15 protein-coding genes are annotated in these 16,095 nt (G+C 34.4%); 13 read left to right on the top strand and 2 right to left on the bottom strand.

Going from position 1 to position 16,095, the window contains the following annotated elements; translation table 11 throughout:
• Positions 1-127 precede the first annotated feature (127 nt).
• From nusB to spo0A, 10 genes are all read left to right on the top strand, one after another.
• Positions 128-508, top strand: a complete 381-nt coding sequence (gene nusB, locus AQ616_RS05905; RefSeq protein ID WP_017796995.1) for a transcription antitermination factor NusB — start codon at positions 128-130, stop codon at positions 506-508.
• 16 nt (positions 509-524) lie between these two features.
• Entirely contained in the window at positions 525-1,382 is an 858-nt protein-coding gene (folD, locus tag AQ616_RS05910; RefSeq protein ID WP_069685358.1) for a bifunctional methylenetetrahydrofolate dehydrogenase/methenyltetrahydrofolate cyclohydrolase FolD, read from the top strand.
• Positions 1,372-2,739, top strand: coding sequence for an exodeoxyribonuclease VII large subunit (gene xseA, locus AQ616_RS05915; RefSeq protein ID WP_084822435.1), 1,368 nt, complete (start codon positions 1,372-1,374; stop codon positions 2,737-2,739). The genes folD and xseA overlap by 11 nt, the downstream gene beginning before the upstream one ends.
• The gene (locus AQ616_RS05920; protein WP_017796992.1) at positions 2,714-2,950 is read left to right on the top strand and encodes an exodeoxyribonuclease VII small subunit; all 237 of its coding nucleotides are present in this window, start codon (positions 2,714-2,716) and stop codon (positions 2,948-2,950) included. The genes xseA and AQ616_RS05920 overlap by 26 nt, the downstream gene beginning before the upstream one ends.
• Positions 2,947-3,831 carry a polyprenyl synthetase family protein gene (locus tag AQ616_RS05925; protein ID WP_069685268.1) on the top strand — a complete coding sequence of 295 codons (885 nt, stop codon included), beginning with the start codon at positions 2,947-2,949 and terminating at the stop codon, positions 3,829-3,831. Before AQ616_RS05920 ends, AQ616_RS05925 begins: the two co-directional genes overlap by 4 nt.
• Before the next feature lies 1 nt (position 3,832).
• A complete protein-coding gene (locus tag AQ616_RS05930) occupies positions 3,833-4,642 on the top strand; it encodes a TlyA family RNA methyltransferase (RefSeq protein ID WP_017796990.1) in 810 nt (269 codons plus the stop codon).
• A gap of 20 nt (positions 4,643-4,662) precedes the next feature.
• Positions 4,663-5,112 (top strand): transcriptional regulator AhrC/ArgR, encoded by a 450-nt coding sequence (gene ahrC / locus AQ616_RS05935; RefSeq protein ID WP_011066272.1) that lies wholly within the window; start codon positions 4,663-4,665, stop codon positions 5,110-5,112.
• Positions 5,113-5,139: 27 nt separating this feature from the next.
• Complete coding sequence (recN, locus tag AQ616_RS05940; RefSeq protein ID WP_069685269.1) at positions 5,140-6,834, top strand: DNA repair protein RecN; 1,695 nt, start codon at positions 5,140-5,142, stop codon at positions 6,832-6,834.
• A gap of 254 nt (positions 6,835-7,088) precedes the next feature.
• The gene (gene spoIVB / locus AQ616_RS05945) at positions 7,089-8,294 is read left to right on the top strand and encodes a SpoIVB peptidase (RefSeq protein WP_017796988.1); all 1,206 of its coding nucleotides are present in this window, start codon (positions 7,089-7,091) and stop codon (positions 8,292-8,294) included.
• 252 nt (positions 8,295-8,546) lie between these two features.
• Positions 8,547-9,329 (top strand): sporulation transcription factor Spo0A, encoded by a 783-nt coding sequence (gene spo0A, locus AQ616_RS05950; protein WP_017796987.1) that lies wholly within the window; start codon positions 8,547-8,549, stop codon positions 9,327-9,329.
• A gap of 467 nt (positions 9,330-9,796) precedes the next feature.
• Here the strand turns inward: spo0A and AQ616_RS05955 are convergent, their stop codons facing one another.
• On the bottom strand, positions 9,797-11,179 hold the full coding sequence (locus AQ616_RS05955) for an aspartate kinase (RefSeq protein ID WP_069685270.1): 1,383 nt from the start codon (positions 11,177-11,179) through the stop codon (positions 9,797-9,799).
• 89 nt (positions 11,180-11,268) lie between these two features.
• Positions 11,269-11,517, bottom strand: coding sequence for a DUF2627 family protein (locus AQ616_RS05960; RefSeq protein ID WP_017796985.1), 249 nt, complete (start codon positions 11,515-11,517; stop codon positions 11,269-11,271).
• Positions 11,518-11,655: 138 nt separating this feature from the next.
• Here AQ616_RS05960 and AQ616_RS05965 point away from each other — a divergent pair, with 138 nt between their 5' ends.
• The 3 genes from AQ616_RS05965 to buk all read left to right on the top strand — a co-directional run bounded on the left by AQ616_RS05965 (position 11,656) and on the right by buk (position 16,082).
• On the top strand, positions 11,656-13,707 hold the full coding sequence (locus AQ616_RS05965; RefSeq protein WP_069685271.1) for a sigma-54 interaction domain-containing protein: 2,052 nt from the start codon (positions 11,656-11,658) through the stop codon (positions 13,705-13,707).
• A gap of 176 nt (positions 13,708-13,883) precedes the next feature.
• The gene (locus AQ616_RS05970; protein WP_069685272.1) at positions 13,884-14,978 is read left to right on the top strand and encodes a Leu/Phe/Val dehydrogenase; all 1,095 of its coding nucleotides are present in this window, start codon (positions 13,884-13,886) and stop codon (positions 14,976-14,978) included.
• 27 nt (positions 14,979-15,005) lie between these two features.
• Positions 15,006-16,082 (top strand): butyrate kinase, encoded by a 1,077-nt coding sequence (buk, locus tag AQ616_RS05975; protein ID WP_069685273.1) that lies wholly within the window; start codon positions 15,006-15,008, stop codon positions 16,080-16,082.
• Positions 16,083-16,095 lie beyond the last annotated feature (13 nt).

The following is a 16,095-nucleotide window of genomic DNA, read 5'->3' on the forward strand; positions in this document are numbered from 1 at the left end:
TGTTCACTAAAAAATGATCGGATATGCTAAAATCGTATATATGATATGGTTGAATCCTAGCCAAGCAAAAGAGAAACGTGTTATTATTTTAACAGTATATGAAGGAATTAGAAGGAGTCAAAATAGAATGAATCGACACAAAGCAAGAGAAAAAGCTTTTCAGGTCTTATTTCAGCTAGACATTAATGAGACGGAATTAGAAGACGTAATGGAAACTCTAAAAGAAAAGGAAAGAAACGATGTGTTCTTGAGATCGTTAGTTGAGGGAGTTATACAGCATAAAATCGTAATTGATGGGAAGATCTCAGCACATTTAGAAAAATGGACAATAGATCGGATAGCTTCTGTGGAAAGAACGATACTTCGAATGGCTATTTTAGAAATAATGTACATCGACGATATTCCGCAAAATGTTTCTATTAACGAAGCAATCGAACTGGCACATACATTTGGGGATGAACAATCAGGGAAATTTGTGAATGGTGTATTATCAAAAATTATTGCATAAGGGAGAGAAAAAACCAATGACTACGTTGTTAAATGGCAAAGAATTATCTGAAGAATTAAAGCAAAAAATGAAAATAGAAGTAGATGAATTAAAAGAAAAAGGTCTGACTCCACATTTAACAGTAATATTGGTTGGAGATAACCCTGCTTCCAAATCCTATGTAAGAGGAAAAGAAAAAGCCTGTGCGGTGACGGGGATTTCTTCTAATTTAATTGAACTGCCTGATGATACTACTGAAGAGGAACTGTTAAGTATCATTGATGAACAAAATAACGACGATAGTGTTCATGGCATTTTAGTTCAGTTACCATTACCAGATCAAATGGACGAACAGAAGATTATACATGCAATTTCTCCTGCGAAAGATGTAGATGGATTTCATCCTATTAATGTTGGAAAAATGATGACGGGTGAAGATACATTTATACCATGTACTCCGTACGGTATTTTAACGATGTTGCAATCAAAAGATATCTCTCTTGAAGGAAAGCATGCTGTTATTATAGGCAGAAGTAATATTGTTGGAAAACCAATTGGATTGCTTTTACTACAGGAAAATGCAACAGTTACGTATACGCACTCACGTACAAAGAACTTGCAAGAAATTACAAAACAGGCAGACATACTAATTGTTGCGATGGGACGAGCTCATGCAATTAATGCTGATTATATTAAAAAAGATGCGGTTGTAATTGATGTAGGCATTAATCGTAAGGATGATGGAAAACTTACTGGAGACGTAGATTTTGAAAATGCAAAAGAGAAAGCATCTTTCATAACTCCTGTACCACGTGGTGTTGGTCCAATGACGATAACCATGCTATTAAAAAACACAATTAAAGCTGCAAAAGGATTGAATCACGTTGAAAGATAAATATTTGACGGTAACAGCCTTGACTAAATATGTAAAAAGGAAGATGGACTCTGATCCACATTTGCGTGATATTTGGTTACGAGGGGAAATTTCAAATTTTAAGCACCATAGTCGAGGCCACATGTATTTGACGATAAAAGATGATTCTGCTCGTGTTCAGGCGGTTATGTTTGCTTCCAGTAATCGTAAGTTACTCTTTCAACCTGAAAATGGAATGAACGTCCTTATTCGTGGTGAAATCAGTGTATTTGAAGCTTATGGTCAATATCAGTTGTATATTCATGAAATGGAGCCTGACGGAATCGGTTCATTGTATCAAGCATTTGAACAATTAAAAGCAAGCTTACATAAACAAGGATATTTTGCAGAGGAATATAAAAAATCAATTCCTCGTTATCCAAAAAGTATTGCCGTGATCACTTCTCCAACTGGTGCAGCAATCAAGGATATTCTCATAACAATGAAACGCCGTTATCCTTCTGTAAAAATAACGGTTTTTCCAGTACTTGTTCAAGGAAATCAAGCTCCAGCATCTATCGTTCGAGCCATACACCAAGCAGACGATCTATCGTACGATGTTATTATTGTTGGGAGAGGCGGAGGATCGATTGAAGAATTGTGGAGTTTTAATGAAGAGGAAGTTGCAAAAGCAATTTTTGAATCGAAAACGCCAATTATATCCGCTGTTGGACATGAAACAGATACAACGATAAGCGATTTTGTAGCTGATTTACGTGCTCCTACACCAACTGCAGCTGGAGAATTAGCAGTACCTTCCCAGATCGAACTTATGGATAAAATAGAGATACAAAAAAGGCAATTAGCACAGCAGTTAAAGCAATATATTAATCAGAACAAAACAAGACTTCGTCAATTAAGCCAAACCTATGCGTTTAAATATCCGCATCAATTAGTAAAGCAAAAGGAACAACAATTAGATTCAACCATGGATAATCTTCAACGAATAATGAAAACAAAAGTTTCTGATGACAAATTAACACATGATCACTTAAAAAAAAGACTATCCAGTCAACATCCACAAAGGGAACTTAAATTAGCTCTTGATAAATTACGTCAATTACACTCCCTTCAAAATAAGACGATGAATAATTATCTTGAACAACACTCTCAACGATTATATTCGCAAATAGATAAATTAAGTTTGGTTAACCCGTTAGAAATTATGAAAAGAGGATACGCATTACCATATGATGAAAACGGGGAGTTAATAAAATCAGTTAAAAATGTGAATATAAATGATACGATACAATTAAAGGTTGCAGATGGTGAAGTGGTTGGAAAAGTATCCGAAATTAAGGAGGCGACAGAGAATGGCAACGAAGGATTTAACGTTTGAACAAGCCATAGAAAAATTAGAAGGAATCGTTTCTAAATTAGAAGAAGGAGACGTTCCACTCGAAAAAGCTATCGAATATTATCAAGAAGGTATGAATCTTTCTAAACTTTGTAGTGAAAAGTTGAACCATGTACAAGATAAAATGGTACAAATAATGAATGAACAGGGAGAATTAGAGCCTTTTGATATACAGGAGGATCCGTCGTCGTGAATGAAAACTTACAAAGATATTTGGATGAATATCGTGACAAACTAGAACAAACATATAATGCTTATTTTTCACAATTAGATATTCCAACCAATCTAAAAGACTCCATGTTATATTCGTTAAAAGCTGGTGGAAAGCGACTAAGACCGATATTAATGTTTGCTAGTTATGAGGTTTATGGAGAAACACTGGATAAAGTTATGTCTTCAGCAGTAGCATTAGAAATGATTCATACGTACTCGCTCATTCATGATGATTTACCAGCGATGGATGATGATGATTATCGCCGAGGTAAATTAACGAATCACAAACAATTTAATGAAGCTACAGCAATACTGGCTGGAGATGCATTACTAACATATAGTTTTCAATTGATTAGTTCGGACGCACTACTCTCTTCAGATGAGAAAGTTCAATTAATACGTATTTTATCTGAAGCAAGTGGACCTGCTGGGATGGTTGCTGGTCAAATACTGGATATGGAAGCAGAAAAACAAGCTGTTTCATTAGATGAAATGGAAGAAATTCATGCATTGAAGACCGGCGAGTTAATTCGATTTGCCATTTTTGCTGGTGCATATCTTGGTGGAGCAACAGACAATCAGTTAAAACATTTAACTGATTATGCCTATTATTTAGGGCTAATATTCCAAGTACAGGATGACATCTTGGATATTACTGGAGATATATCGAAAATTGGAAAATCTGTCGGTAGCGATGAACTAAATGAAAAGAGCACGTACCCGAAACTATTAGGATTAGATGGCGCTATCGAGCAGAAAAATCAATATGTAAAAAAAGCTTTTAAAAGTCTACATTTAGCTGGGGCAGATAATTCTTTACTTACCGAATTAACAAAGTATTTCAGCGAGCGAGATCATTAAAATGAAAAAGAAAAAAAGAGCTGATGAGTTACTTGTAGAACGAGAGTTAGTAGAGGATATTGAGAAAGCGAGAAGGTCTATTATGGCTGGAGTTGTTTATACAGAAAACGATAGAATAGATAAACCGGGAACTATTATTTCTAGTGAAACCCCGTTACGTGTAAAACATAAAGATAATCCCTATGTTGGTAGGGGCGGAAAAAAGTTAGACAAGGCATTGCAGGAATTTGATGTAAATGTATCTGGTAAATTGTTTATGGATGTTGGCTCATCCACGGGAGGGTTTACGGATTGTGCATTACAACATGGCGCAGTTAAAAGCTATGCAATTGATGTTGGGTACAATCAATTAGATTGGAAGCTTCGAAATGATAACCGTGTTATTGTAATGGAACGGACAAACTTTAAAGACGTTACACCTGAGTTATTAAATGAAGGTCTTCCTAATTTTGTATCTATAGATGTTTCATTTATCTCCTTAAAGCATATATTCCCAGTCCTTAATAAGATTCTACAACCAAATAGTGATATAATTGCACTAATAAAACCACAATTCGAGGCAAAACGTGAACAAGTAGGAGAAAAAGGAATTGTTCGTGATCCAGCGATACATCATGAAGTCTTAGATAAAGTGATAGTATACGCAAGGCAGAGCGGTTTTTCTTTGTTGAATTTAACTTACTCACCTATTACGGGTACAGAAGGAAATATTGAGTTTCTGCTACATTTAGGATGGGAAAAAGAATACAATATGGATGCGTCTATATCCTACGAACATGTTATAGAAGAAGCACATATGTATTTGAGTTAAGGAACTGAGGAGGTGTAATCATGAGTAAATTACAGCGGCATATTAAAATTAGAGAACTAATCACAGAGAATATAATTGAGACACAAGATGAATTAGTCGACTCCTTAAAAGCGTTAGATTTTAATGTTACTCAAGCAACCGTATCACGCGATATTAAAGAACTACAATTAGTAAAAGTTCCTACAACAACGGGGCAATATAAATATAGTCTACCGGCAGACCAACGTTTCAATCCATTACAAAAGTTAAAACGACTTATTGTTGATACTTTTGTAAAAATTGAACATGCTAGTCATTTTATTATTCTTCACACATTACCTGGAAATGCGCATGCTGTTGGTGTATTAATTGATAATCTAGACTGGGAAGAGATTATGGGGACAATTTGTGGGGATGATACATGTTTAATCATTTGCAGAACTCCTGAACAAGCAGAAATGATTAAAAATCGCTTTATTGAAATGTTATAAGTTAGAAACAATGGGGTGGATAGAAAAGTGTTAACCGAATTATCAATTCAAGATTTTGCTATTATCGATGACATATCTATTACTTTTAATGATGGATTAACTGTATTAACAGGTGAAACTGGAGCAGGTAAATCCATTATAATTGATGCGATTCAATTGTTAGCAGGTGGGAGAGGATCGGTAGACTATGTCAGACATGGTACGAAAAAAGCAACAATTGAAGGATTGTTTTTTATTTCGAACAACCATCATCCTATATATCGTACAGGTAATGAATTTGGGATAGAAATACAAGATGAACAAGTAGTATTACAACGTATCATTACTTCTTCTGGTAAAAGTATTTGTCGTGTTAATGGCAAGTTAGTTACATTAGCAATATTACGTGAATTTGGGAAAACATTGATCGATATTCATAGCCAACACGAGACTCAGTCATTAATGGATGTTGACCATCATATTGACTTTCTAGATATGTACGATTATAAGGCAATTGAAGAGACAAAGACAGAATACAGGAAAATATATGATGCGCTTGAAACAGTAAAGCGTAAGTATCGTAAGCTAAATGATAATGAACAAGAGATGGCACAGAGACTTGATTTGTTACTATTCCAACAGCAGGAATTGGAGCAAGCACATTTACAGCCTGAAGAAGATAATGAAATAGAAGAAGAAATTCATCAGCTTGCAAATTATGAGAAACTTCATAAAGCATTAAATGATGCTTATTATGCCTTATATGGCGAACAACGTGGTCTTGATTTTGTTAAACAAGCCCAATTAGCATTGGACAGTAATCAAGATGTCGATCCTTTTATTACTGAAAAAAATGAAGAAATTGCAAACCATTTCTATGCTTTAGAGGAGTTAGCATATTCATTACGAAATCATTTAGATGAGCTTCAATATAATCCCGAACGATTAAATGAATTAGAGCAAAGAAAAGATGAATTAAATAAGTTAAAACGCAAATACGGAACGACAGTAGAAGAAATGTTAGCTTATTTAGCAAAAATTGATGAAGAAGTAGAACAGATTACAAATCGTGATACACATGTTAACGCATTAGTTGCGGAAATAGAAGAACTGGAAAAAGATGCAATGTTAGAAGCCGAACAGCTTCATCATTTACGCAAATTGGCAGCAGAAAACTTGGTAAATGAGATACATCAAGAGCTGAAAGATTTATACTTAGAGAATGCATCATTTGCGATTGATTTTGAAGATGCCGCACCACTTAAGTTAACAAAAAAAGGGTATGATAAAGTCCGTTTTTTGATTTCGACGAATGTTGGTGAACCGTTAAAAGACCTGTCTAAAGTAGCATCAGGTGGAGAATTATCGAGATTTATGCTTGCACTTAAAAAGATATTTTCGAAACATCAAGGCATTACCAGTGTTATTTTCGACGAAGTGGATACGGGAGTAAGTGGACGGGTTGCGCAAGCTATTGCTGAAAAAATGCATCAAGTATCTATAGATTCTCAAGTTTTATGTATTACTCATCTTCCCCAAGTAGCGGCAATGGCAGATACACATAAGTTTATTCGTAAAAATGAAAAAGCGAATCGAACGTATACAAGTGTTCAGGAGTTAAATGAAAGTGAACAAATCGATGAATTGAGTCGCATGATAACAGGTACCAAACTTACTGATACTGCAAAAAATCATGCAAAAGAAATGCTTGAGCTTGCTTCAAACTTTAAAGTGAAAAATTAAAATAAATAGGATAAAATCAGCCAAAAACCGGAAAATAAACTTACCGGTTTTTTTATTTTACCTCGATTAACAAATATAACTAAACTTCTTATATGCATATAGCTGATACATCAAGCTATGTAAGCTATACAACCTCTTTTACAGGAAAAGATACACATTTCACATAGGTTGTTCCAGTTTAAAGATTTGTCGATTGCAGAAATTATAAGTACATAAAAAGAACAAATCGATGGTTGAAAGAGGAGAGTGATGACGTGCAAAATAGACCAAAAAACTTCATAAAGCGATTTGTACTATTTTTAGTAACTTCCTTTATACTTTCTTCTATGTTTATTTTTCCAGAAATGACCATAGCTGATCATATAGATTCAGAACTAGTCCAGTCGACTAGTGCAACGAAAGAAATTCAAAAAATCTTCCCTTATGCTGTTCCAGCACCAAAAAAGAATAATGAGGAAGAACCAATTCGAAATTTGCAGGATGTTAAAGTAATTCCTGGGGGACAGTCAATTGGAGTTCAACTAGAAACAAAAGGAGTTCTCGTAGTTGGTCATCATTTGGTAAATGGAAATAAAGGGGATATTTCACCAGGGGAAAAAGCAAAGATTAATGTAGGTGATGTTATCGTTAAAATAAATGGTGAACAAATTAAAGAAATGAATGACATTAAATCTTATGTAGAAGAAGCAGGGAAAAGTAAAAAAATGATGGATGTTACCGTAAAAAGAGGCAAAGATACAATTGACACGAAACTTGAGCCTGTATTAGATGAAAAAGAAAAACAATACAAAATAGGGCTTTATATTAGAGATTCAGCAGCTGGTATAGGTACGATGACATTTTATGATCCGGTAAGTGGAAAGTATGGTGCATTAGGTCATGTGATCTCTGATATGGATACAAAAAAACCAATCGAAATAGAAGATGGGTCCATTGTTCATTCTTCAGTAACTTCGATTGAAAAAGGAGATAATGGAATTCCTGGAGAAAAACAGGCAAGATTTGAAGAAGCGGACCATCGAATTGGTTCCATAAAAAGAAATACAGATTATGGGATATTTGGTGTGCTAGAGAAAGAAATTGACCATGAGAAATACAACAAACCTTTTCCGGTTGCATTATCACATGAAGTAGAGGAAGGACCAGCAAAAATTTTAACAGTCATAAATGGAGAAGAAATTGAGGAATTTGATATTGAAATTGTAAGTAGTGTGCCGCAAAATAATCCATCTACAAAAGGAATGGTTATTCAAATTACAGATCCAAAATTATTAAAAGAAACAGGTGGAATTGTTCAAGGAATGAGTGGAAGTCCAATCATTCAAAATGGAAAAGTAATTGGGGCAGTAACTCATGTTTTTGTAAATGATCCAACATCAGGTTACGGTGTTCATATTGAATGGATGTTGCAAGATGCAGATATTATACCGCACCGAGATGAAAAACAAAAAGTTGCTTAAAAAATGCTTGTAGTGGTTAATCCATTACAAGTATTTTATTTTTGCTTTTAAATGAAGTACAACTACTAACAATTAAAGATTTTTCGACAACATTCTTATTTTAATATCGAATCATATCGAAAACATGAGAAAAACGAAGTATAATTGAATAAATTTAAAATAATTTAAAGTTTTTTAATTAAAAAGAGGATATTTTATACTTTTGTAGAATATGTAAATTGTGGATCAAAAGATAAAGGGAGGAAATAACTGGTGGAGAAAATTTCTGTATGTTTAGTCGATGATAACAAAGAACTTATTGAGATGATGGAAGATTATTTTACCGATCAACATGATATTGAAGTTATTGGAACTGCTTTTAATGGAAGAGATTGTATTAGTATGTTGGAGGAAAAAAATCCAGACGTATTAATATTAGATATCATCATGCCGCATATTGACGGATTAGCGGTATTAAATAGCATTAAATCGATGGATTTAGCTTCGAAGCCGAATGTAATTATGTTAACAGCATTTGGGCAAGAAGAAGTGATGAAAAAAGCAGTCGATTTAGGAGCGTCTTATTTTATTCTGAAACCATTCGATTTATCAAATTTAGCAGATCAAATTCGACAAGTTCAAGGAACGAAAATAACGTCCAGCCCGACAATATCTAAAACAACGAAAGTAGAAAAAAAGAAACAGGATCTTGAAGCAAATATCACGAATATTATTCATGAAATTGGAGTTCCTGCACATATTAAAGGTTATATGTATCTAAGAGAAGCGATTACAATGGTATATAATGACATTGAATTGCTTGGTTCTATCACAAAAGTACTCTATCCGGATATAGCAAAGAAATTTAATACTACTGCCTCACGGGTAGAAAGAGCGATTCGTCATGCTATTGAAGTAGCATGGAGTCGAGGAAATATTGATTCCATCTCTGCACTATTTGGTTACACCATTAATATTTCAAAAGCTAAACCAACCAATTCTGAATTTATTGCAATGGTGGCTGATCGGTTACGATTAGAACATAAAGTTAGCTAAGTCGTTTGTATGTTGTACATACGCACAATAGGGCGATAAACTATGTACGAAAAAGAAAAGATAAGACGTTCTTCTTAATTAGATTGACATCTGATGGAGAGGGACGTTTTGTTTTGTTAATTTTTTCTGTGCTTTGCATAAGCTTACTACATAACCAATAACTCCTAATAAATAACCAATTAAAGATCGGAAGTGAGGGGGTATGAAAGTTTATATCAAAAATAAGTTCAATTATTGTAACGATTACACAGCCGATTATCATTACTAAAGGCATTGATATAGAGCGTGTGTCATTTGTACTTTTTAATTACTCACTCTACAACCTCCTTTTAATCATTTTGGAATGGAGAAAAGCATTGACGAGAATACGGTACCTAAAAGGTGAATTATTCCCGTAGATGCTGTATCACTTTATTGCTTACTTACCCTATTAAAAATGGTGCAACAAATAAAAAAACACCACTGCATTAAACAGTGATGTTTTCTATCTTTTGGTTCACTTCAAAAAACTCATGATATAGTGATTGAATAGCTTTGTCAATATCTTCGGCATGAATTCCAAACATCATTGATACTTCTGAGGAACCTTGATTAATCATTTCAATATTTACTCCTGCTTTAGAGAATGATGAAGTAGCTCTGGCAGCGACTCCAATCGTATTTACAAGACCTTCACCCACTACCATAATAACAGCTAAGTCTCGATGAATACTAACTGTATCAACATGTAGTTCATTTTTAATACGGTCAATCACTACACGTTCTTTTTCTGGAGTAAATTTGTGGTCTCTAAATATAACAGACATATCATCTATTCCTGATGGAGCGTGTTCAAATGAAATGCCTTCATCTTCAAAAATATTGAGTAGTTTACGACCAAACCCGACCTCTCTGTTCATAAGGAATTTACTCACATAAAGACTGCAAAATCCAACATCACTCGCAATTCCTACCACACAATTGTCTCTCGCATCACGCTCTGATACGATCATTGTTCCAGGGGCATTAGGATTATTGGTGTTTTTGATACAAACGGGAATTTGTTCACGAAAAGCAGGAATTAGTGCTTCATCATGGAAAACGGAAAAGCCAGCATATGATAATTCACGCATTTCTTTATATGTTAACACATTAATTTCCTTAGGATTATTTACTATTGTTGGATTAACCGCATATACAGAATCAACATCAGTAAAATTTTCATATAGAGATGCTTTTGTTCCTGCAGCTAAGATAGAGCCAGTAATGTCCGAACCACCTCGAGAAAATGTAACGAGCTCTCCATTTTCTGCATATCCAAAGAATCCTGGAACGACAACTACTTTTTTAATATCACGTAGTTTTTTAATAATCGGAAAACTTTCAGGGAGTAATTGTGCATGGCCAGGTTCATTGCTAACAAATATACCTGCATCCTTCGGGTTCATATATGTAGCTTCGATACCTATATGTTGAAGGTACGCACTTACTATTTTTGCAGAGCTATCTTCACCAATCGCTTTAATTGCATCCATTAGTTGATCTGGAGTTAATTTCTTGTCTAAATCTTCTTTAATTGTTTGTTTAATGTCATCAAGTATACTGGAGTGTAAGTTTAAATCTTCTACTATTTCTTTGAAACGCTCTAATATAATTGTTAACGTCTTCTCACTTTGCTCGACTTGGTTTCGTTGATAGCTTGAAGCAAACTGTATTAATAGATCAGTAATTTTGACATCCTCTTTAAATCTTTTACCTGGTGCGGATACAACAACAACTTTTCTGGAGGGATCCGCCTTGATAATATTTGCTACTTTCTGAATTTGTTCTGCATTTGCTACTGAGCTTCCTCCAAACTTTGCTACTTTCATTTGTAATGATCCCCCTGTATCGAATTTATTTTATTAATATAACATATTTTATGGAAGATTAAAGTAATTTTAATGAAAAAAGACGGAAATTATCCGTCTTCTTTTGTGTCAATATACTGCTGTTGTCGTTTTTGCTTTTTCCTATCTCGATAAATAATGAATCCACCTAAGAATGCTACTCCTAATATAAATAGGATAAGTCCGACTATAAATTGAATACTACCATAGAAAAAAATTGCATAGAAATCATCAAACAACGTATCACGCATTAGTTTTATGCCAATTGCTGCGATAATACCAGGAATAAATATAACAATAATAGCTAGTAGACGTTGCATCGGTTAACTCCTTTATGTAAATACATATTCACCGTAAGTATATCAAATTCTAGAGAAAATAGAAAAAATAAAAGTTTGCTAATAAATGCAGAATATCATAAGATGTAGATATGCAAAATAATGCAAGGTGGAGAGATGATGAAACAAGTATTAATTGTTGGTGGAGGTAAAGGTGGTACTGCATTATTCAATTTACTGCAGGCAACGAGTCGAATGAGCATAAAAGCAGTTGTAGATTCAGACTTAAATGCTCCAGCTATACAACTGGCAAAAAATGCAGGTATTCCAGTAAGTGCTAATTGGAAGGATTGGATTTTTGAAGAAATTGATATTGTATTAGAAGCTACGGGTGTTGAAGAGGTATTAGATGAAATAATTGATGTACGACCGAGAAAGACCGTAGTAGTTCCGGGGGCAGTGGCTAATATAATATCTGAATTACTTTATGAGAAAGAATACCTTGTTGAGAAAGTAAAATCACAAGCCAATAGATTGGAGCTTATCTTAAATCATATTCATGATGGAATGATTGTCATTGATAAAAATGAAAAGGTAGAACTATTAAACAAACGAGCAGAGCGGATTCTAAATAAAAATGAGTCTGATTATAAAGGAAAGCATATTTTTGAACTGTTACCTTCGAGCAGGTTACCAAATGTATTGAAATCTCAAAGAAGAGAATTAAATCAAAAAACAATATTAGATAATGGAAAGAAAGTAATATCTACTCGAATCCCAATTATTAGTAAAACTGGTGACTTAGTAGGTGCTTTTGCAGTATTTAAAGATATTACAGAAGTTGTTAAGCTTGCTGAAGAAAATACAGATTTAAATGAGATCAAAACGATGCTTGAAGCAATTATAAAATCCTCGGATGAGGCAATTAGTGTAGTAGATGAAAAGGGAAATGGTTTAATCATTAATCCTGCTTATACTCGAATTACCGGATTAGCGGAAGCGGATGTTATTGGAAAACCGGCTACTGTAGATATCGCTGAAGGAGAAAGTATGCACTTGAAAGTATTAGAAACTCGGCGAGCAGTTAGAGGTGTACATATGAAAGTCGGTCCTCATAACAAAGAAGTTATCGTTAATGTTGCACCTATAATCGTACAGGGGAAAATTAAGGGTAGTGTTGGGGTTTTACATGATGTATCAGAAATACAATTATTAACAAAAGAATTAAAGCGTGCTCGGCAAATTATCCGTAATTTAGAAGCTAGATATACATTTGACGATATAATTGGAACCTCTTCGGAAATGAAGCTAGCACTGGAACAAGCAAAAGTAGGTGCGAAAACACCGGCTATTGTATTACTTCGTGGAGAATCAGGCACTGGAAAAGAATTGTTTGCTCATGCGATTCATAATGAAAGTGATCGTAAGCATAATAAATTTATTCGAGTAAATTGTGCTGCACTATCCGAATCCCTATTAGAAAGTGAGTTATTTGGGTATGAGGAAGGAGCTTTTACAGGTGCAAAAACTGGTGGAAAAAAAGGATTCTTTGAGGAGGCGAATGGCGGAAGTATTTTCCTAGATGAAATAGGTGAATTGTCATTAACCATGCAAGCCAAATTACTTCGTGTACTTCAAGAGAAAGAGGTAGTTCGTGTAGGTGGATCTACTCCTATTTCTATAGATGTACGAGTTATAGCAGCAACGAATGTAAATCTAGAAAAAGCGATTATGAATCGATCGTTTCGAGAAGATTTATATTATCGAATAAATAAGCTGCCAATAACCGTACCTGCAATAAAAGAACGAATATCAGATTTACCTGAGCTTATACAACATATCATTTATAAAATGAATAATGAATACGGAAGAGATGTCGAGAGAATATCAATGAAAGCTACTGAACAATTAATGAAGTATCATTGGCCTGGCAATGTGCGAGAATTAGAAAATGTAGTCAGTAGAGCGATGATATTTATGGATAATACAGAAAAAGTACTTGATGTGGAGCATTTACCTAATACCATTTCTAATAAACAGGAAGATGCATTTGTAAATGTAACAGCAGAAGGGGATATAGTGAAGTTACAAGATGCATTGGATATTTATGAAAAACAGTATATTAATATGGTGTTTCAACGATGCAATAAAAATAAAACGAAAACAGCAAAAGAATTACAAATTTCAGTGCGTAACTTATATTATAAGTTGGATAAGTACAATCTTGAATAATTTTTCCTGCAAAAAATTGCAGGAGTGAAATTTCTTGCGTATTTATATTGTTTTACATCCATATATACTTGATATTTTAGTTGGCATACAATTTGCTAGTTACTATTGAAAGGAGTGATGTAGACTAAGTGTACCGATTTAATCGCACTGTGAATTCACTTTTAGGAGGATTAATAATGGAAATCTTTACAAGCTTACAAAAATATGACTATGAACAATTACTTTTTTGCCAAGATAAAAACTCAGGTTTAAAAGCGATAATTGCTATACATGATACAACACTAGGTCCAGCGTTAGGTGGAACGAGAATGTGGACATACAAAACAGAAGAAGATGCAATTGTAGACGCCCTGCGACTGGCAAAAGGAATGACATATAAAAATGCTGCTGCTGGATTAAATCTCGGTGGTGGAAAAACAGTAATTATTGGTGATCCAAAGAAAGATAAAAACCCCGAAATGTTTCGTGCATTTGGTAGATACATCCAAGGTTTAAATGGTCGTTATATTACTGCGGAAGATGTTGGGACTACAGAAATAGATATGGACCTCATTCATTTAGAAACAGATTTTGTAACGGGTACTTCTTCTTATTCAGGTGCATCCGGCAATCCATCTCCAATCACAGCGCTAGGTTTATATCATGGCATGAAAGCGACTGCCAAAGAGGCTTTCGGATCTGAGTCACTTGAAGGTAAATCTGTGGCAGTTCAAGGTGTTGGAAATGTAGCATATCATCTATGTGATTTTTTACATAAAGAAGGTGCAGACTTAATTGTAACGGATATTAATAAAGAGTCTGTAAAACGAGCAGTAGATGATTTTGGTGCAAGGGCTGTAGACCCAGATGAGATTTATGGAGTAGAGTGCGATATTTATGCTCCGTGTGCACTAGGAGCTACAATTAACGATGAGACATTAGACAAGTTAAAAGCAAAAGCCGTAGCAGGCTCTGCTAACAACCAATTAATGACAACAAAACATGGTGATATGTTACATGAACGAGGAATTGTTTATGCACCAGATTATGTTATTAATGCGGGTGGAGTTATTAATGTTGCTGATGAATTGGTAGGTTATAACAGGGAAAGAGCAATGAAAAAAGTAGAAATGGTTTATGACAATGTAGAAAAGGTGTTTGAGATTTCAAAAAGAGATAACATACCTACACATGTTGCAGCAGATCGAATGGCAGAAGAACGCATTCAATCAGTACGTAACTCTAGAAGTCAGTTTCTACTAAACGAAAAACATATATTGAAATTTAATTAAGAAAGACAAGTCGTTGGAGGTTGTCTCGTGCAAACAAATAGAAGAATATTGGTGATTCAGCCAGAATTATACGCAACAACTATCGGCGTGTTTGAAAACGAAAGGCTTCTGTATGAGCAAACAATTCATCACAGTGAAGAAGAGATAAATAAATTTACTAGAATAATGGACCAAGTTTCTCATCGAAAACATACTCTTTTGCATCAATTAGATCTTGATGGTATAAACATATCAAAATTTAGTGCCGTTTGTGGAAGAGGTGGTTTACTCCAACCTATAACGGGTGGAACATATGCTATAAATGAAAAAATGCTTTATGATTTAAAAACAGCTTCTTTTGGAGAGCATGTCTCTAATTTAGGTGCAGTTATAGCGGATAGTATTGCTAAAGGATTAAACATTCCAGCATATATCGTTGATCCGCCTGTTGTCGATGAAATGCAGCCAATAGCCCGTATATCGGGAATTCCTGAAATTGAAAGGAAAAGTATATTTCATGCTTTGAACCATAGACAAGCAGGAAGGTTAGCTTCCAAACGTCTAGGAAAAACGTATAATGAGCTGAATCTCATTGTAATTCATATTGCACGAGGCATTACGATTGGCGCACATAGAAACGGGAAAATAATTGATGTTACTAATGGATTAGAAGGGGAAGGACCTTTTACTATTGATCGTTGTGGAGGTATTCCTATTGGAAGGATTTTACAATATGGGATAGAAAAATCTGATCAGATCGAGGATTGGGAACAGAAATTAATAAAACAAGCTGGCTTAAAAGCATATCTTCACACCGAGGATCCTAAGGTTATAGAATTAAATTTATTAAAAGAAGATCCTTGGACAATAGAAGTTATGCAAGCATTAGCATATCAAATTGCAAAAGAAATAGGTTCAATGAGTACAGTTTTAAATGGAGAAATAGATGGCATAGTTTTCACGGGGAATGTAGAAGAAGATGATTTTGTAATGAAAGAAGTCATTACAAGAATTAATTGGATTGCAGATATTATGGTTTTTCCAGGTAATAATGAATTGGAGGCTATGAATGAAGGAGTTCTTCAAGTAATTCGAGGAGAAGTCCCCGTGAAGACCTACCCGTAAAAAGGAGGGACAT

It is taken from the genome of Oceanobacillus sp. E9, assembly GCF_001741975.1.
Taxonomy (GTDB): Bacteria; Bacillota; Bacilli; order Bacillales; family Amphibacillaceae; genus Oceanobacillus; species Oceanobacillus kimchii.

Excerpts from the sequence above, each read along its gene's own strand:
- AQ616_RS05955 (WP_069685270.1), bottom strand. The coding sequence starts at position 11,179 with ATGAAAGTAGCAAAGTTTGGAGGAAGCTCAGTAGCAAATGCAGAACAA.
- AQ616_RS05965 (WP_069685271.1), top strand. The coding sequence starts at position 11,656 with ATGAAACAAGTATTAATTGTTGGTGGAGGTAAAGGTGGTACTGCATTA.
- AQ616_RS05920 (WP_017796992.1), top strand. The coding sequence starts at position 2,714 with ATGGCAACGAAGGATTTAACGTTTGAACAAGCCATAGAAAAATTAGAA.
- nusB (WP_017796995.1), top strand. The coding sequence starts at position 128 with ATGAATCGACACAAAGCAAGAGAAAAAGCTTTTCAGGTCTTATTTCAG.
- AQ616_RS05970 (WP_069685272.1), top strand. The coding sequence starts at position 13,884 with ATGGAAATCTTTACAAGCTTACAAAAATATGACTATGAACAATTACTT.
- ahrC (WP_011066272.1), top strand. The coding sequence starts at position 4,663 with ATGAGTAAATTACAGCGGCATATTAAAATTAGAGAACTAATCACAGAG.
- folD (WP_069685358.1), top strand. The coding sequence starts at position 525 with ATGACTACGTTGTTAAATGGCAAAGAATTATCTGAAGAATTAAAGCAA.
- AQ616_RS05930 (WP_017796990.1), top strand. The coding sequence starts at position 3,833 with ATGAAAAAGAAAAAAAGAGCTGATGAGTTACTTGTAGAACGAGAGTTA.
- AQ616_RS05960 (WP_017796985.1), bottom strand. The coding sequence starts at position 11,517 with ATGCAACGTCTACTAGCTATTATTGTTATATTTATTCCTGGTATTATC.